Origin of the sequence: Streptomyces tyrfis, from assembly GCF_037034285.1 — a bacterium.
GTDB lineage: Bacteria > Actinomycetota > Actinomycetes > Streptomycetales > Streptomycetaceae > Streptomyces.
Window position 1 is genome coordinate 34,499 of record NZ_JBAGJZ010000021.1, and the last position, 17,109, is coordinate 51,607.

12 protein-coding genes and 1 pseudogene are annotated in these 17,109 nt (G+C 71.1%); 4 read left to right on the top strand and 9 right to left on the bottom strand.

The window, feature by feature from the left end:
* Positions 1 to 4: 4 nt before the first annotated feature.
* Positions 5 to 2,482 carry a DEAD/DEAH box helicase gene (locus tag WA762_RS17835; protein WP_335936776.1) on the top strand — a complete coding sequence of 826 codons (2,478 nt, stop codon included), beginning with the start codon at positions 5 to 7 and terminating at the stop codon, positions 2,480 to 2,482.
* Positions 2,483 to 2,715: 233 nt separating this feature from the next.
* Here WA762_RS17835 and WA762_RS17840 read toward each other — a convergent pair.
* From WA762_RS17840 to ssd, 7 genes and pseudogenes are all read right to left on the bottom strand, one after another.
* Positions 2,716 to 2,937, bottom strand: a pseudogene (locus tag WA762_RS17840) (Rv3654c family TadE-like protein); the annotation flags it as partial.
* Between the two features lie 167 nt (positions 2,938 to 3,104).
* Positions 3,105 to 3,539 carry a TadE family type IV pilus minor pilin gene (locus WA762_RS17845; RefSeq protein ID WP_443080618.1) on the bottom strand — a complete coding sequence of 145 codons (435 nt, stop codon included), beginning with the start codon at positions 3,537 to 3,539 and terminating at the stop codon, positions 3,105 to 3,107.
* A complete protein-coding gene (locus WA762_RS17850) occupies positions 3,526 to 3,726 on the bottom strand; it encodes a DUF4244 domain-containing protein (protein WP_335936777.1) in 201 nt (66 codons plus the stop codon). The genes WA762_RS17845 and WA762_RS17850 overlap by 14 nt, the downstream gene beginning before the upstream one ends.
* A 194-nt stretch (positions 3,727 to 3,920) precedes the next feature.
* Positions 3,921 to 4,718 (bottom strand): type II secretion system F family protein, encoded by a 798-nt coding sequence (locus tag WA762_RS17855; protein ID WP_335936779.1) that lies wholly within the window; start codon positions 4,716 to 4,718, stop codon positions 3,921 to 3,923.
* Positions 4,715 to 5,569, bottom strand: coding sequence for a type II secretion system F family protein (locus WA762_RS17860; protein WP_335936781.1), 855 nt, complete (start codon positions 5,567 to 5,569; stop codon positions 4,715 to 4,717). Before WA762_RS17860 ends, WA762_RS17855 begins: the two co-directional genes overlap by 4 nt.
* A gap of 23 nt (positions 5,570 to 5,592) precedes the next feature.
* The gene (locus tag WA762_RS17865) at positions 5,593 to 6,741 is read right to left on the bottom strand and encodes a TadA family conjugal transfer-associated ATPase (protein ID WP_335936783.1); all 1,149 of its coding nucleotides are present in this window, start codon (positions 6,739 to 6,741) and stop codon (positions 5,593 to 5,595) included.
* Positions 6,738 to 7,865, bottom strand: a complete 1,128-nt coding sequence (ssd, locus tag WA762_RS17870) for a septum site-determining protein Ssd (protein WP_443080619.1) — start codon at positions 7,863 to 7,865, stop codon at positions 6,738 to 6,740. The genes WA762_RS17865 and ssd overlap by 4 nt, the downstream gene beginning before the upstream one ends.
* A gap of 502 nt (positions 7,866 to 8,367) precedes the next feature.
* On the opposite strand from ssd, the gene WA762_RS17875 reads away from it, so the two are divergent.
* Positions 8,368 to 9,207 carry an HAD family hydrolase gene (locus WA762_RS17875; protein WP_335936784.1) on the top strand — a complete coding sequence of 280 codons (840 nt, stop codon included), beginning with the start codon at positions 8,368 to 8,370 and terminating at the stop codon, positions 9,205 to 9,207.
* A 783-nt stretch (positions 9,208 to 9,990) separates the two neighbouring features.
* Here the strand turns inward: WA762_RS17875 and WA762_RS17880 are convergent.
* Complete coding sequence (locus tag WA762_RS17880; protein ID WP_335936785.1) at positions 9,991 to 10,815, bottom strand: Fic family protein; 825 nt, start codon at positions 10,813 to 10,815, stop codon at positions 9,991 to 9,993.
* 102 nt (positions 10,816 to 10,917) lie between these two features.
* On the opposite strand from WA762_RS17880, the gene WA762_RS17885 reads away from it, so the two are divergent.
* Complete coding sequence (locus WA762_RS17885) at positions 10,918 to 11,913, top strand: ATP-binding protein (protein ID WP_335936786.1); 996 nt, start codon at positions 10,918 to 10,920, stop codon at positions 11,911 to 11,913.
* A 257-nt stretch (positions 11,914 to 12,170) separates the two neighbouring features.
* Here the strand turns inward: WA762_RS17885 and WA762_RS17890 are convergent, their stop codons facing one another.
* Positions 12,171 to 13,457, bottom strand: coding sequence for a polysaccharide deacetylase family protein (locus WA762_RS17890; RefSeq protein WP_335936787.1), 1,287 nt, complete (start codon positions 13,455 to 13,457; stop codon positions 12,171 to 12,173).
* A gap of 474 nt (positions 13,458 to 13,931) precedes the next feature.
* On the opposite strand from WA762_RS17890, the gene WA762_RS17895 reads away from it, so the two are divergent.
* Complete coding sequence (locus tag WA762_RS17895) at positions 13,932 to 16,952, top strand: bifunctional SulP family inorganic anion transporter/carbonic anhydrase (RefSeq protein ID WP_335936788.1); 3,021 nt, start codon at positions 13,932 to 13,934, stop codon at positions 16,950 to 16,952.
* Positions 16,953 to 17,109: the final 157 nt, after the last annotated feature.

Below are 17,109 nucleotides of genomic sequence, written 5' to 3' on the forward strand. Positions count from 1 at the left end.
CGCGATGGCATTCAATCACTTACCAGCAGCCATGCACGACGCCTTGGGACCATTGTCCGTCACGCCAGTGACACACTCGGTGCCGATGGCCAAGAATCACCGCCCCAGTCGACCACCCGGGAACAGAGACTCCGGCTCCTCTCCCGACCTGGTCCTCGACCGGCTCGCCGCAGCGGCGGGCCGGTCCGCGCGCATCACTCATACGGAGCACTTGCCCCCGCGTACGGGCACCCATGCCATCTGGCCCGACCGCATCCGGCCAGAAGTGATCGCCGCGATCCAGGAGGCCGGAATCGATCACCCCTGGGTGCACCAGGCGGTGGCCGCCGAGCACGCCCTGGACGGCGAATCCGTGATCATCGCCACTGGCACGGCGTCCGGGAAGTCGCTCGCCTATCTCGCCCCGGTCCTCACCGCCCTGCTCGACGGCTCCGAGGCTCCGAACGGGCGGGGCGCGACCGCCCTGTACCTCGCCCCCACCAAGGCTCTGGCCGCCGATCAGCGGCGTGTCGTGAAGGAACTCGCGGCTCCTCTCGGCACCGCCATCAGGCCCGCCGTGTACGACGGCGACACACCGGTCGAAGAACGCGAATGGGTGCGCCAGTACGCCAATCACGTCCTGACCAATCCCGACATGCTGCACCGCGGCATACTCCCGTCCCACCCCCGCTGGTCCTCCTTCCTGCGCGCCCTGCGCTATGTCGTCATCGACGAGTGCCACACCTACCGGGGCGTCTTCGGCTCCCACGTCGCCCAGGTCATACGCCGGCTGCGCCGCCTGTGCGCCCGCTACGGGGCCGATCCGGTCTTCCTCCTCGCCTCGGCCACCGCCGCCGAACCCGCCGTCGCGGCGGGCCGACTCACCGGCCTCCCCGTCACAGAGGTCTCCGACGACTCCTCCCCCCGCGGCGAACTGGTCTTCGCCCTGTGGGAGCCGCCGCTGACCGAACTGCACGGCGAGAAGGGCGCGCCCGTTCGCCGCACCGCCACCGCCGAGACCGCCGACCTCCTCACCGACCTCACCCTGCAGGGCGTCCGCTCGGTCGCCTTCGTGCGCTCCCGCCGCGGCGCCGAACTGATCTCCGTCATCGCCAAGGAACGCCTCGCCGAGGTGGACCGCTCGCTGCCGGCCCGGGTCGCGGCCTACCGCGGCGGCTATCTACCCGAGGAGCGCCGTGCGCTGGAGCGGGCCCTGCACTCCGGCCGACTCCTCGGTCTGGCCGCCACCACCGCCCTGGAGCTCGGCGTCGACGTCTCCGGCCTGGACGCCGTCGTCATCGCCGGCTACCCGGGCACCCGGGCGTCGCTGTGGCAGCAGGCCGGCCGTGCCGGGCGGTCCGGCCGAGGCGCCCTGGCCGTGCTGGTCGCCCGAGACGATCCGCTGGACACCTTCCTCGTGCACCATCCCGAGGCGCTGTTCCAACAGCCTGTGGAGTCGACCGTCCTCGACCCGGACAACCCGTACGTCCTCGCCCCGCACCTGTGCGCCGCCGCCGCGGAGCTCCCGCTGACCGAACCGGACCTGGAGCTCTTCGGCCCGGCAGCGACGGAGCTGCTGCCGCAGCTGGAAGCCGCGAAACTGCTGCGCCGACGGGCATCGGGCTGGCACTGGACCCGCCGCGAACGTGCCGCCGACCTCACCGACATCCGGGGAGAGGGCGGCCGCCCCGTCCAGATCGTCGAGGAGGGCACCGGCCGGCTGCTGGGCACGGTCGACGAGGCCGCCGCGCACACCTCCGTCCATGAGGGCGCCGTCCATCTCCACCAGGGCCGCACCTACCTGGTCCGCAAGCTGGACCTGGAGGACTCCGTCGCTCTCGTCGAGGAGGCGGTGCCGCCATATTCCACGACGGCCCGCGACACCACGGCCATCGCCGTCCTGGAGACCGAGACCGAGATCCCGTGGGGAGACGGCCGGCTCTGCTACGGCTCGGTCGAGGTCACCAATCAGGTCGTCTCCTTTCTGCGTCGCAAACTCATCACCGGGGAGGTGCTCGGCGAGACCAGGCTGGATCTGCCGCCCCGCACCCTGCGTACGCGCGCCGTGTGGTGGACGGTCACGCAGGACCAGCTCGACGCCGCCCGCGTCAACCCGGAGATCCTGGGTGGCGCCCTGCATGCGGCCGAGCACGCGTCCATCGGGCTGCTGCCGCTCTTCGCCACCTGTGACCGGTGGGACATCGGCGGCGTCTCCGTACCATTGCACCCGGACACCCTGCTGCCCACGGTCTTCGTGTACGACGGCCACCCGGGCGGCGCCGGGTTCGCCGAGCGGGCCTTCCATACGGCCCGTGCCTGGCTGACCGCGACCCGTCAGGCCATCGCGTCCTGCGAATGCGAGGCGGGCTGCCCCTCCTGCATCCAGTCCCCCAAGTGCGGCAACGGCAACGATCCCTTGCACAAGCGAGGAGCCGTACGCCTCCTCGGCGAACTCCTCCGATCCGCCCCGCCGGAGCCGGAGAATCTCGAGAAGCCCGAGTAGCCGGAGAAGCCAAAAAACCCGGAGGAGCTGGGACGAACTGGAAGGACTGGAGGAGCCCGTGAAGCCTGACTCCCCGGTGTCCCCGGGTGCAGTGCTCCCGGGCGCAGCGCTTCCGGGTCCCCCGATCCCGGCCCCGGAGCAGGCATCGGGGGCTCGGGAGGAGGAGCCTGCGGAGGGCCGGCCCGGGATCTGACCTCCGGTTCGTACGGCCCGAGCGCCACCCGGGCCGTCACATCGGCGATCTCCCCGCGGACGGCGCACCGCACCACCGTCGCTCCTTGTGCCGCGGCCACCTTCTCGGCCGCCCGGCACGCCTGCTCGGCTCCTCCCAGGGCCCGGTCGGCCGCCGCCAGGGCGGCCAGGTCCGCCGCCCCACCGGCCCGGTGTCTGACGACCACCACCTGTCCGAGCGCCAGCACGATGGCGAACACCACGCACAACGTCGCCGTCGTCATCGCCACCCACACCGTCGCCAGCCCAGCGTCCCCGCCCGGCGCGTGCTCTCCCTCCCCGTCCGGAAGCGGTGCGCCGCCCGCGTCGGCCTTCCTCTTTTCCCCTTCCTCGCGCGTTTCTTCCTCCTCGCCCGCTCCGGTCGCGTCGCCTCCGCTCCCCGCCACTCCGATCACATCCCCTCCCAGCCCTGTCCCGGTGCCGCCCTCACCGTGTCCTCGGCCAGGGCCGCCGCCTCCGCGTGCAGAGTCAGGGCCAGCGGGCCGAGGCCGGGCGTCGGGGCCGCCACCCGCACACGCCACAGCTCACCGGCCCGTTCCATCGAGACCTCCGCTCCGCGGGGAGCCGCCGCCCGTGCGGCCTCCAGCGCCTGGGGCTCCGGCTCCGAGCGGGCCGCCGCTCTGGCCCCGGCCCTGGCCGCGTCCACGCAACGAATCTGGGCCGAGGCGGCCATCAGCGCCCAGACCAGCGACAGGGCGAAGACCACCAGCACCGGAACCGCCATGGCCGCTTCCGCCGTCACCGCGCCCCGGTCCCTCGTCCCGCCGACGACGGCCCCGGAACGATGTCCGTCACCCGACCGTCGGCTCGCTCTAGAACTTCGCATCGAGTGCTTCCTTCACCAGTGACTGCAACGCGGACATGACCGGCTGGCTGGTGACCACCTTGTAGAGCACCGCCGCGAACGCGCAGGCAGCGATCGTCCCCACCGCGTACTCGGATGTCGTCATCCCGTCGTCCGACCGGACCCGGCGCATCACGCCCCGCACCCAGTTCCTGATTCGCTGTGCCATGACAAACCCCCATGTCACGCATGCTTCGCATACGCGTTTCGTAATGCTCCGACGCTTCACCTTGATCGCTTTTCAACCGCTTTGAGTCGTTTTGTGTTGTGGATCGTCCTGCATGGAAAGCCGCTGGTTCTCCCGTCAGCTCTCCTTCAGCCGGCCCTCCTCCCTCAGCAGTTCCTTCCTCAGCAGTTCCTTCCTCACCTGGTGTGGAGCAGGCCGCTCGCCAGCCCGATCACGACAGGCGCCACCCCGACGGCCAGGAAGGCAGGAAGGAAGCAGAGCCCCACGGGTGCGGTGATCAGCACACCCGCCCGCTGCGCACGGGCCACGGCCGCGCTCGCCCGCTCCGCCCGCATCGCCTCGGCCAGCCGCGCCACCGGTTCCGCCGCCGGAGCTCCTGTCGCCCCCGCCCGGTACAGGCATCGGGACAGCTCGTGGGAGCCCGGTATCTCGCCGAACCTCCCCCAGGCCACCGCCGGTTCACCGCCGAGCCGGATCTCCGCCGCGGCCCGCGCCAGTCGCTCGCCCACCGGTCCGCCCAACGACTCACCGACAGCCTCCGCCGCCTCCCTCGGCCCTGCTCCGGCGGAGACGCAAGCCGCCAGGAGATCCGCCGCCAACGGGAGCTGGCGCACCGCCTCGGCCGCCTCCGCGTCGTCCGCCGCCGGACGCCGACCGCGCCGGGCCCGTAGCCACCGCCAGGTGCCGTACGCCGCCATCAGCCCGGCCACGCACCCCGGCAGGCCGCCGACCAGCACCGCTGCCGCCGTGGCAGCGGCCATCGGCAGCGCCCAGTCCTTCGCCCGGGCACCGGACACCGTCCACCCGCGGCGTCCCCGCTTCTCAGGACCGATCGCGAGCAACAGCGCGCCCCTGCGGCGCACCGCACGCCTTCTCCTGCGCCCCACCAGGGCGAGCACCAGCCACAGGGCCGCGCCCACGCCCGCCGACACGACCGCCGCCCCGTGGACGGCTTCGCCGGCCGCCCCGCTCATGCCGCCTCCCCCGCTCGTACGATGCGGCCGGCCCAGCCGAGCCCGGCCGCCTCCAGCAACCCGCCCGTCACCAGGCAGGCCAGCCCGGCCGGGGTGTGCAGCAGCACCCGCAGCGGTTCGGCTCCCAGCGCCGCCCCCAGCCCCAGTCCCAGCACCGGCAGCAGCGCCAGCACGGCCACCGTCGACCAGGCTCCCGCCAGTTGGGCCCGCAGCTCCTCTCGTCTGCGCCGTTCCGCCCGCAGAGCGCCCTCCAGACGGTCCAGCCCCGCGGCGAGTCCTGCTCCCCCGTCCACCGCCACCCGCCAGCAGGCCGCCACCCCGGCAAGCCCTTCCAGCCCCGGTACCCGTGCCGCCTGACCGAGCGCCCCCGGTACGTCGCCGCCGAACCGTGCCGCGGCGCACACACCGGCCTCCGCCGGCCCCATCGCCCCGGTCCCGCGCACAGCGGCGAGCAGCGCCCGCCCCGGTTCACGACCGGCCCTCAACTCGCCCGCGACAGCACCGCACAATGCGACGACGCCGTCGGCCCGGAGTTCCTGTTCCCGTCTCAGCGCCCGCCGCCGCAGCCACCGCCCCACCCAGGGGACCGCCGCCGCACCGGCCGGCAGAGGAAGCAGGGACTGCCCCAGCACGGCCACGACCAGCGCCACCGGAAGACAGAGCCACTCCCGCCGTTCCCGCACCCGTTTCCGCGACCAGGTCCACGTCCGCTCCCACCACCGGCACAGCGGCGGCTCCGCCGCGCCGCCGGTGAACATCGCCCGCGCTCTGCGCCGTCCCCGGCCCCGCACCACCAGCGACCACGCGACCACCGACAGGCACAGGGCCGCCGCGCAGTCCGCGCCCGTCACCGCTCCGGGCGTGGCGCCCCCGTTCACAGCGCGCCCCCGATCAGCGACCGCAGCCGCTCCCAGCCCCGCTCCTCGACGAAGCCGGCGCCGCCCCAGCGCAATGCGGGCTCGGTCACGACCAGCCCGGCCGCGTCCCTGCCCAGGACATGCACCTCCGCGATCCGCCGCCGCCCCGCCCGGTCCCGTACGAGGTGGACGACCACTGACAGAGCCGCCGCCAGCTGGCTGTGCAGCGCCGCCCGGTCCAGGCCCGCCGCCGTCCCCAAGGCCTCCAGCCGAGCCGGGACGTGCTCGGCGGCATTGGCGTGAACCGTCCCGCAACCGCCCTCGTGCCCGGTGTTCAGCGCGGCCAGCAGCTCGGTGACCTCGGCGCCCCGAACCTCCCCGACCACCAGCCGGTCGGGGCGCATGCGCAGCGCCTGCCGCACCAGGTCACGGAGGGTCACCCGTCCGGCGCCTTCCTGGTTCGCCGGGCGCGACTCCAGCCGCACCACATGCGGGTGATCCGGTCGCAGCTCCGCCGAGTCCTCGGCGAGCACGATTCGCTCCTGTTCCCCGACCGCGCCCAGCAGACTCGACAGAAGCGTCGTCTTCCCGGCGCCGGTACCCCCGCTGATCAGATACGAGACCCGGGCCTCCACCAGCGCCCTCAGCAGCCGGTCGCCGCCCGGCGGCACGGTACCCGCCGCGACCAGCTCCGCCAGCGAGAAGGCCTGGGGCCGGACCACGCGCAGCGACAGACACGTCGAGCCGACGGACACCGGCGGCAGCACGGCATGCATGCGGGTGCCGTCCGGCAGCCGGGCGTCCACCCAGGGCCGGGCGTCGTCGAGCCGCCGCCCCGCCACGGCCGCCAGCCGCTGCGCCAGCCTGCGCACCGAGGCTGCGTCCCGGAACGTCACCGCGGTGAGTTCGAGCCCGCGGCCCCGGTCCACCCACACCCGGTCCGGCGCCGAGACCAGTACGTCCGTCACCGCGGAGTCGGCGAGGAGCGGCTCCAGCACCCCCGTGCCGACCAGCTCGCCGCGCAACTCATCGGCCGCGCTGAGCACTTCGGCGTCCCCCAGCAACCGCCCCTGGGCCCGTAGCGCGGCCGCGACTCCGGCAGGGGTCGGCGCCGCGCCGCTCTGCGCCAGCCGTTGCCGTACGGCGTCGAGCAGCACATCGGTCATGGCGCGCCTCCGACGCCGCGTCCCGCCATGCCGTCCGAGGTCGATGCCCGTTCCCAGAACGCCGCGCAGAACCTGGCCAGTGGGTCGCGCGGACCGCCGCCCGGAGGAACCCCGCTGTCCTGAGCCGCCGACAGCCCCACGTCGACCGGGAGCTCACCGGCGAGCGGCAGGCCCAGGGACTGCGCGACCCATCGCTCGTCGAGGCCCGCCGCGTAGGGTCCGCGGGCCACCACTCGCAGGTCGTCCAGGACCATCCGGGCCATCGACGCCACGCGCTTCGCCGCCGCGACCGCACGGAGCTCCCCCGGCACCACCAACAACCCGAGATCCAGCTGGGCGAGCGCCTCGGCCACCGACTCGTCGACCCGGCGCGGCAGGTCCACGACCACCACTCCGCCGAGCCTGCGCGCTGCGGCCAGCACCGCCCGCATGGCCTGCGGCGGGATGGTCACACAGTCGTCACGGCCCCAGCTGAGCACCCGCAGCCCGTGCAGCGACGGCAGCGACTCCTCCAGTGCGCCGCCACCGACCCGCCCCTTCGAGTGGGCGAAATCCGGCCACCGCATACCCTCGGCCCGCTCGCCTCCGAGCAGCACATCGATCCCCCCGCCGAGCGGATCACCGTCGATCAGCATCGACCTGCGCCCCGACCTGGCGGCGGTCACCGCGAGGGCGCAGGCCAGTGTGGACGCTCCGGAACCACCCCTTCCACCGATCACCCCGACGGTGAGCGCGGGCCGACCGACGCCCTCCACCGCGTTGGCGATCTGATCGACGAGCCAGCCCTCCGCGTCGGGCAGCCGCAGCACGTATTCGGCTCCGATCTCCACGGCGCTGCGCCAGACGGCCGGGGCGTCCTCGTCCCGCCCGACGAGCATCACCCCCCGCCTGCGCGCCGCTCCGCGGCACCTGTGGGCGGCGTCGTCCCCCACCAGAACCATCGGGGACTGTTCCCAGCTGCCCCTGCGTTCGGGCAACGAGTGGTGAACTTCCGGTTCCGCTCCGGCGGCCGCGCACAGCCGCAGGAGATCGTCGAGGAGTTCCACGTCCTCGGTCACGATCAGTGGTCCGCCCCGGCGCGCTCCGGCGGCCGGCAGACGATCCCGTGCGATGGATTCGGCCACGATCTCCGTCCCCCTTCTCACTGCACGTTCATCGCGGTTCGCGACGATCTCGGAGACGTTCCGAGATCCGCGATTCCGCTGCCCGCGGACTTCGCGGTCGGAATCACCGTGCAGTGCTTCCGGAAAACTTGTGGATCTTGCTCGAAATCTGTGGACACCCTCGGCGTTGTGAATAACTCCGTCACCCATACCGGCGACATCCGGAGCGCACCCCTTCCGTCACGCAACGTGACGGCCCAAGATGATGAGGAACCGGTCGCCAGCAGGCCGGCCGGACCGAATTGGGGGGAGAATGATTGATTCCGATTGGCAGAAACGTGCCCGGACATGCGACGACCCCCGCCGGGGGGGAGAGCGGGGGTCGTCCCCACGGCCGACTCGGGGGGGGGAGGAGCCGGACCGGGTTAGCACGGTCGCGAACGATCCGTGACTTCCATGGTGTACCCGAGAGCCTTCTCAGGCAAACCCACGCGCCGGAGTTTACGCCGAATGGTGGGCCCCTATGCTCTGCGTTGTGGAAAACCGCTTCTTGCCGCGCACTGCAGCCTTCTTCGACCTGGACAAGACGGTCATTGCGAAGTCTTCGACGCTGACCTTCAGCAAGTCCTTCTACCATGGCGGACTGATCAACCGCCGCGCCGTACTGCGCACCGCGTACGCACAGTTCGTGTTCCTTGCCGGAGGTGCAGATCACGACCAGATGGAACGGATGCGGGAATATCTCTCCGCGCTATGCAAGGGCTGGAACGTCCGGCAAGTGAAGGAAATCGTCGCCGAGACTCTGCACGACCTGATCGACCCGATCATCTACGACGAGGCGGCGACGCTCATCGAGGAGCATCACACCGCCGGCCGCGACGTGGTGATCGTCTCCACCTCGGGCGCCGAAGTCGTCGAGCCCATCGGTGAGCTGCTCGGCGCCGACCGGGTCGTCGCCACCCGCATGGTCGTCGGCGACGACGGCTGCTTCACCGGGGAGGTGGAGTACTACGCCTACGGACCGACGAAGGCAGAGGCGATCAAGGCGCTCGCCGTGTCGGAGGGGTACGACCTCTCGCGCTGCTACGCCTACAGCGACTCCGTCACCGACGTACCGATGCTGGAGTCCGTCGGCCACCCACACGCGGTGAATCCGGACCGCGCCCTACGGCGCGAAGCGACCCTTCGCGAGTGGCCGATTCTCGTCTTCAACCGCCCGGTCCGTCTCAAGCAGCGGCTGCCCACGTTCTCGATGCCGCCGCGCCCGGCACTGGTCGCGGCAGCGGCGGTGGGTGCGGCCGCGGTCACGGCCGGACTGGTCTGGTACACCGCACGCCGACGGACTCCTATGGCCTCCGCCTGACACCGGGCCGGGCGACACCTCCCGACCAGCCGCCCCGCCTCTCGCCGCTCCGACGAGGGTCCGCCCGCCCCACCACGGCGGGCGGACCGGCCGTACATCGCGCCCGCTCCTCGCCCTCGCCGGTCAGGCAGGACGACTCACCCCGCCCAATCAGGCGATATGCGTAACTCACCCGTAATTGAATATAAAAGTAAAGAAGTGAGGTCATCTCTACCACTCCTCCCGTCCCCGGAGGTACAAAGGACTCAACGGCCCGCGAGACCAAGGACGTCCGAGAGGATCACCTGTAACGCATAAACGGCCCCACGGACCGAGCATGAAAACCGAGCACCCACGCGACGTCGACCCGTCGATTACGGGCCAGCCGCACCAGGGAACGGGCAAAGCCCCCGACCTGATGGGCACATATCGAGGACGCCTGGTAACTGGGTGGACATGCCAGCGGCGGTACCGAGGGCGGTACCGCCGCAACCCTTGTGCAGCCGGCGAGATCCATGGCGTGGACATCGCTCGCGACTCCGTGCCGCCGACGGGCGTGACTGTCGGCGCAGGCATGGCCCGTAGCGGGCAACTCCCTTGGGGCAGGCGGAAAACGCGGCCGTGACGCGAAGCAGCTCGCCCTGATCCGGTCTCCTGGCATCACGAAGCCCGCCTACACCGGCATCACGGACCCGCCACGCTGCGCCGACGCCCCACCGCCGCAGTACGCCGCGCGCCCGGTCACCGCATTACCCCGGGCGCCCTCCGATGTCGCTTCACGCCCGTCCCGTCACACGCGTCGCCTCACGCGGCGCCGCGCTGCAGCGCCTCGCACACCGCCGTCGACTCCCTGACGCCCAGTTCCACGGATCGCCCGCAGTGCGCGATCCAGGCCGCCATTCCGTCCGGCGTTCCGGACAGGTACCCCTCGAACGCCGCCGCGTACGCCGCCCGGCCCTGTTCCGCGTGGCCCACTTCGGCAGGACAGATCGACTTGGGGTCGAGCCCGGTACCGATCAAGACGATCCGTTCGGCGGTCCGGGCGACAAGGCCGTTGTGCGAGCAGAAAGGACGCAGGGCCAGCAGTTCACCGTGCACGACCGCTGCCGTCACCAGCGCGGGCGCGGCAGTCCCCGAAAGGAGCAATCCGGAAAGCCCGTCCAGCCGCCCGGCCACCTCGTCGGCATCGGGCAGCGGCGCTTCGATCAGAGGCTCGTCGACGCGTTCACCCGCGAGCCGCGGTCGGCCGACGGCGTCCTCCGGCTCCGCCCGCCCGGCCGCCACCAGGTGCAACCGCGCCAGCACCCGCAACGGCGACTGCCGCCAGATGGAGAGCAGTTGCCCCGCCTCGGCCGTGAGCCTCAGAGCCGCCCCGATCACCCGCGCCTCGTCGTCACCGCTGAAATCGCTGCGCCGACGCACCTCCTCCAGGCTCCAGTCGGCGCCGTACAGCGCAGCCGAACCGCGGGCTCCGCGCAGCGCGGCTTCGGCCGTGACCTCGTTGCTGCGGCGTCTCATGACGCGATGTCCGTAGACCCGGTCCACGGCCTTGCGCACGGAGTCCACCGACTCGGCGACTCCCGGCAGAGCAGCCAGGGCGGCGAGCGGATCGGGGGCAGTCGTACTCATAAGTAGCGAGGCTACGCGCCCGCCCCGCCGATAACACACGGGAGTGGGCATCTTCACGAGGCGCGACAGCGCACCGCATCCATAGGGCTACCCTAGGTGAACATGAAGATCGCTTTCGTAGGCAAGGGCGGCAGCGGCAAGACCACGCTGTCCTCGCTCTTCATCCGCCACCTCGCAGCCAATGAAGCCCACGTCGTCGCGGTGGACGCCGACATCAACCAGCACCTCGGGGCCGCCCTCGGCCTCGACGACCAGGAGGCCGCGGCGCTGCCGGCCATGGGGGCCCATCTGCCGCTGATCAAGGAGTACTTGCGCGGGAGCAATCCGCGCATCGCCTCCGCCGAGACGATGATCAAGACAACCCCGCCGGGCGAGGGCTCGCGGTTGCTGCGGGTCCGCGAGAACAATCCGATCTACGACACGTGTGCCCGCACGCTCCGGCTCGACGACGGCGACATCCGGCTGATGGCCACCGGCCCGTTCACCGAGTCGGATCTCGGCGTGGCCTGCTACCACTCCAAGGTCGGCGCGGTCGAGCTCTGCCTCAACCATCTCGTCGACGGCCCCGAAGACTACGTCGTCGTCGACATGACAGCCGGATCGGACTCGTTCGCTTCCGGGATGTTCACCCGCTTCGACATGACCTTCCTGGTCGCCGAACCGACCCGCAAGGGCGTCTCGGTCTACCGGCAGTACAAGGAGTACGCCCGGGACTTCGGGGTCGCGCTCAAGGTTGTGGGCAACAAGGTGCAGGGCAGGGACGACCTGGAGTACCTGCGCGCCGAGGTCGGTGACGACCTGCTGGTGTGCGTCGGGCACTCCAACTGGGTCCGAGCGATGGAGAAGGGCCGGCCGAACCGCTTCGAGCAATTGGAGGCGGACAACCGGATGGCCCTGCAGACGATGCAGGACGCCGCGGACGACTCATACGAACTGCGCGACTGGGAGCGCTACACACGGCAGATGGTGCACTTCCACCTGAAGAACGCCGAGAGCTGGGGCAACGCGAAGACGGGCGCCGACCTGGCCGCCCAAGTCGATCCCGCCTTCGTGCTCGACGAACGGTACGCGCGGGACGAGGCCGCACAGCCCGCCTGACGGAGTCCGCCCGGCCGTGGAGACGGTCGGCTGTGCCGCATGTCCGTGACAACACGGCGATGAGCACGGCGAGGGCCGATCTCCGCGTCCGAGGCGCGGCTGCGAACCCGGAGTACGGGGCCGGGTTCGCAGCCGGAACCGAAGCGCGGCCGAACATGCGGCCGACGCCGATGCGCAGCCGGGTCCGGTTCGCAGCCGGGTCCGGCCGGTGCGCGGCCAGATCCGGGGCCGCGCACCGGCACGCTCGCCGATCGTGGTCAGTCGGTAGGCGTCCGCCCCGGCTCGGCCTTTCCCGCCGCCCGGCTCGTCGGCTTCGACGGCTTGCCGGCGCGTACGCCCGCTGCCGCGCCCGTTCGCCCGATCCCGCCGAGGAATTCTGCCCAGCCCTCGGCCGGAGCCTGACCGACGCCGAGCGTGCGGAGCTTCTTCAGCGTCGGTGGGTCCTGCGCGTCCAGCCAGTCGACCAACTGCCGGAAGGAGACGCACCGCACGTCCGCTCTGGTGCAGACCTTCACGATGGTCTGCTCGACGGCACGCATGTACGTACCGCCGTTCCACGACTCGAAGTGATTGCCGATGATCAGCGGTGCGCGGTTTCCGTCGTAGGCGCGGTCGAACGCCTGGAGCAGACCGTCACGCATCTGGTTTCCCCAGTGCCTGTGCCGGGCCGGGTCGCCCTGTGTCGTGCCGGACTGGTTGAACATGAAGTTGTAGTCCATCGAGAGGGTCTCGAACTCCCGCCCGGGCACCGGCACGAGCTGCATCGGCAGGTCCCAGACCCCGCCCTTCCTCTTGGGCCAGACCTGTTCGCCGACGCCGCTCGAGTCATAGCGGAACCCCATCGTCCGTGCTGCGGCCACCATGTTCTTCCCGCCCTCCAGGCAAGGGGTGCGGCCGCCGACGAGTTCCTTGTCGTAGTCGAAGGGGAGCGGCTCCTCACCCTTGAGAGCGGGGACGTTGGTCTTCCAGTTCTTCACGAAGGACTTGGCCTGGTCGATCTCGCTCTTCCACTGCTCCACGGTCCAGGTCCCGACGCCGCCGTCGGGGCCGCAGAAGTGGCCGTTGAAGTGGGTACCGATCTCGCTGCCGTCCTCCCAGGCGCCTCGCATCTGGACAAGAGTGTTCCGGATGCCCTCGGTGTCGTTGAAGCCGATATCGGAGCTCCCGGCGTCGTGCTCCGGCGGGTCGTAGAGCTTCCGTTTCGTCTCCGGGAGCATGTACACGCCGCTGAGGAAGTAGGTCATGTCGGCGTGATACTTGCGGCCGACCTCGCGAAAGCGGGAGAACAGCTTCTGGCCGTCCTCCCCGGCTCCGTCCCAGGAGAACACCACGAACTGCGGCGGTTTCCGTCCGGGCGCCAGGCGCGTGACCGCGGGCTGGTTCGGCTGTCCGCCGGTGAACGCGGTGGAGCCGTCGCCGAGGAGGCGGAACACGCGCTCGGGCGCGGATCGCGGAGCGCCGTTCCTCGACCCCGCCTCCGGTTTCCCCGCACCGGGACCGGCGGCTCCGGATACCGCGCCCGGCTCGGAGGCGCAGCCGGCCATTCCCGCGGCCAGCGCGAGCGCAACGACGCACAGGCCGCTCCGCCCGGGGACACTCCCCCTCGCGGTTCCCCTCTTCGTGCCATCGGCCCTCACTGCGTCGCTTCTCCCGCCGTCGGCCTGTGCGACACCGGACCTCGGGCACCGGCCTTCGCGACACCGCCCGTCATGGCTGCCACCGTCATCGCGTCCACTCACCTTCTCCCTCGCAGGGAATTAGCGCTGAATGTACCGATATGCAGCGATCAGAGTCGCGCGGATACGCGACAGCCGTGGAACAACATTCCCGACATAAAAAATACCTATTCACTGAATTGGGTGATTCGCTAGCTCATTTGATCCCAACGATGGACATAGGCCTTTACTCTCCATTACCGTTTATTTACCAAGAGTTGGGAAACGTTCAGCAGCGCGCCCTCACTTCGCGGGCCGCTTTCCCCACATTTCGCGCCCACGCCACCCGAAGGAGACCGGAACATGTCCGCCTGCGTGCCCTCACGCCATGACCGCGCGTCCCGTACTTCCCGCCCGTCCCGCTCGTCAGGGGTGAAGCGGCCCCATAGCCCGCCATCGTCGCCGCCGGGCGGCCCACGTTTCCGCGTCACGGGTGCGGACCTCTCCGCGTCGATCACGGTCTTCCTGCTCGCCGTCCCCATGTCGCTCGGTCTCGCCGTCGCCATGGACGCCCCGCTGACGGCCGGGCTGATCTCCGCCGCGATCGGCGGCATCGTCGCCGGGCTCCTCGGCGGCACACCCCTCCAGGTCAGCGGTCCGTCCGCCGGACTGACCGTGGTCACGGCCGAGTTGATCCAGCTCTACGGCTGGCGCACCACCTGCGCGATCACCATCGGCGCCGGTCTGCTGCAGCTCCTGCTGGGCTCGCTGCGGGCGGCGCGCAGCGCTCTCGCGGTGAGCCCAGCCATCGTGCACGGCACGCTCGCAGGCATCGGCGTGGCCATCGCTCTCGCCCAACTGCACATCGTGCTCGGCGGTTCCCCTCAGAGCTCCGCCGTTTCCAATGTCCTCGCCCTTCCCGACCAGTTGAGCCAGGTGAATCCGCCGGCGCCTCTGATCGGCGCTCTGACCATCGCCGTCCTGCTCCTGTGGCCGCGGACGCCCGGCCGCGTCGGTCGGGTGGTGCGACGGGTCCCGACGGCCCTGGCAGCGGTGGTGATCGCAACGGTGGTGGCCGCGACCGCGACGCCGGGAATCACCCGTGTCGATCTGCCCTCCTGGCGCTCTCACGCACTGCCGGAAATGCCACAAGGTCCAGTGCTCGCGCTCGCGACCGCCGTGTTCACGGTGATGCTGGTGGCCAGTCTGGAGTCCCTGCTCGCGGCAGTCGCCGTGGACAAGCTGTCGGCCGACCGCGTCGGCGGACGAGCGGCCGCCCGGGGCACAAGCCCCCCTTCGTCATCGAGGGCGAGGCCGACGCCGGACGTGCCCTCCGGCCGCGTCACGCCTCCCGCCACGGACGTGGATGCCGTCTCCGGTACGGATGCGGATACGGCCTCGGCCACTGGCACCAGCACGGCTTCGGCTTCGGCTTCGGCTTCGGCTTCGGCTTCGGCTTCGGCTTCGAGCATCGACACGAATCCGCTCGCCCCCGCAGCTCCCTCCCCGGCACTGCCCCACTCGCCTTCTCCTCCGAGCGATCCGCCAGGCCCTGTCGGCTCCCTCCCGTCTGCCGCTCCCTCCTCCGCCGCGCAGGCCTCGCCGCCCGGCCTTCCCGCCAGGCGCTCCGACCTCGACCGCGAGTTGCGTGCGCAAGGCATCGCCAACACTCTGTCGGGGCTGGTGGGCGGGTTGGCGGTATCCGGGGGCGCGGTGCGCAGTTCCGCGAACGTACGGGCCGGGGCCACGAGCCGAGCCTCGACCGTATTGCACGGCGTCTGGGTGGTCCTCGCCGCCGGAGTGCTGGTCGCCGTCCTGGAGCTGATTCCCCTGGCGGCGCTCGCCGCGCTGGTCATGATGGTCGGCGTCCAGATGGTGAGTTTCGCCCACATCCGCAACGTTCATAAGCACCGGGAGTTCCTGGTGTACGGCGCGACGATCAGCGGCGTCGTTCTCTTCGGTGTGCTGAAGGGAGTGGCGATCGGCATCGCGGTGGCGGTGGTCGTGGCGCTCCACCGGCTGGCCCGCACCAGAATCACCGTCACGGACCAGGGCAATCGACATCTGGTGGTCGTACGGGGCCAGTTGACGTTCCTCGCGGTCCCCCGACTCAGCCGGGCGCTCGGCCGACTGCCGCAGAACGGCGATGTGGTCGTCGAGTTGGACGGATTCTTCATGGACCACGCGGCGTACGAGGCGATTCAGGACTGGAGCATCGCGCAGACGGCACATGGTGGCCGGGTCATCTTCACGGGCAGGTCCGGGGGCCGTATTGCGGAGCCCGCCTCGACGACCCGGGCGGGCCAGACGACCCATGCGGCCCAGACCTGCTGCAGCCCTTGGACGCACTGGCGCAACCATCGCTGCCATGCGCGGACCGAGTCGGCGCTCAGCCTCCGCAGTCGACGTGAACGTCAAGGGGACACCGGCATTCCGGCATCGCCCCACACCCCCGGCTCAGATCCCGCCTCGGGGCCCGGTTCCGGCAGCACCACCCGCCCCGACCACGACTCCGACAGCCCGGCCGGCCCCAACCCCGTTCCCGGGACCGACGGCGCCCCGGTCCCGGACGACACACCGGCCGTGTCCCGGCACCGAACAGGCGGAAACCGCCTGGTCAGCGGCGTGAGTTCGTTCCAGCGCCACACCGCCCCGCTGGTGCGCGAGGAACTGGCCCGGCTGGCCCGGGAGGGACAGCGCCCCTCCCAGCTCTTCATCACCTGCGCCGACTCCCGTCTGGTCACCAGCATGATCACGTCCAGCGGTCCGGGCGAGCTGTTCACCGTGCGCAACATCGGCAATCTGGTGCCTCCGCCGAAAGCCGAGTCGGGAGACGATTCGGTGGGCGCCGCCATCGAGTACGCGGTTGACGTGCTGAAGGTGGAGTCGATCACCATCTGTGGGCACTCCGGGTGCGGTGCGATGCATGCACTGCTCGAAGGCACACGGACCTCGGACGCTCCCCCGACCCCCCTGTGGCGCTGGCTGAGACACGGGCTGCCGAGCCTGAGACGGATGGCGTCACGGCATCATTCCTGGGCCCGGATCTCCGGCCGCCTGCCAACGGACGCGGTGGAGCAGCTCTGCCTCACCAATGTGGTGCAGCAGCTGGAACACCTGCGGGCCCATGAATCGGTGGCCCGACGGCTCTCCGAGGGCACCCTCCATCTGCACGGGATGTACTTCCACGTGGGCGAGGCCCAGGCGTACCTGCTGACCGAGAGCGCAAGCACGGGGTTCGCGCTCGACGAGGTCTTCGACCGGGTGGACCCCGGCGACGCCTGCGCCGCCCCTGGCTCCGGCTCTGGCTCTGGCTCTGGCTCCTCATCGGAAACGCCCGGTGCTCCTTCCGATCCAGGCACCCTGGAACGCACCGGGGCCTGACCGGCCGGTCCGCGAAGGCCCGTGCTCACGCCCCCGCGCAAGCGCAGAGCCCGACCGTGCCCGCGCCCCATGAAGGCTGATGTCGTGCGGAGGCCCGTGCCCTGCAATCACCCCGGGCCCCACACCCGTGCCCCACCGGCATACCCGTGCCCCACCG

Bases quoted from the DNA above. Each gene is read 5' to 3' on its own strand.
- WA762_RS17835 (WP_335936776.1), top strand. From the start codon at position 5: ATGGCATTCAATCACTTACCAGCAGCCATGCACGACGCCTTGGGACCA.
- WA762_RS17845 (WP_443080618.1), bottom strand. From the start codon at position 3,539: ATGCGAAGTTCTAGAGCGAGCCGACGGTCGGGTGACGGACATCGTTCC.
- WA762_RS17850 (WP_335936777.1), bottom strand. From the start codon at position 3,726: ATGGCACAGCGAATCAGGAACTGGGTGCGGGGCGTGATGCGCCGGGTC.
- WA762_RS17855 (WP_335936779.1), bottom strand. From the start codon at position 4,718: ATGAGCGGGGCGGCCGGCGAAGCCGTCCACGGGGCGGCGGTCGTGTCG.
- WA762_RS17865 (WP_335936783.1), bottom strand. From the start codon at position 6,741: ATGACCGATGTGCTGCTCGACGCCGTACGGCAACGGCTGGCGCAGAGC.
- WA762_RS17875 (WP_335936784.1), top strand. From the start codon at position 8,368: ATGCTCTGCGTTGTGGAAAACCGCTTCTTGCCGCGCACTGCAGCCTTC.
- WA762_RS17880 (WP_335936785.1), bottom strand. From the start codon at position 10,815: ATGAGTACGACTGCCCCCGATCCGCTCGCCGCCCTGGCTGCTCTGCCG.
- WA762_RS17885 (WP_335936786.1), top strand. From the start codon at position 10,918: ATGAAGATCGCTTTCGTAGGCAAGGGCGGCAGCGGCAAGACCACGCTG.
- WA762_RS17890 (WP_335936787.1), bottom strand. From the start codon at position 13,457: ATGGCCGGCTGCGCCTCCGAGCCGGGCGCGGTATCCGGAGCCGCCGGT.
- WA762_RS17895 (WP_335936788.1), top strand. From the start codon at position 13,932: ATGTCCGCCTGCGTGCCCTCACGCCATGACCGCGCGTCCCGTACTTCC.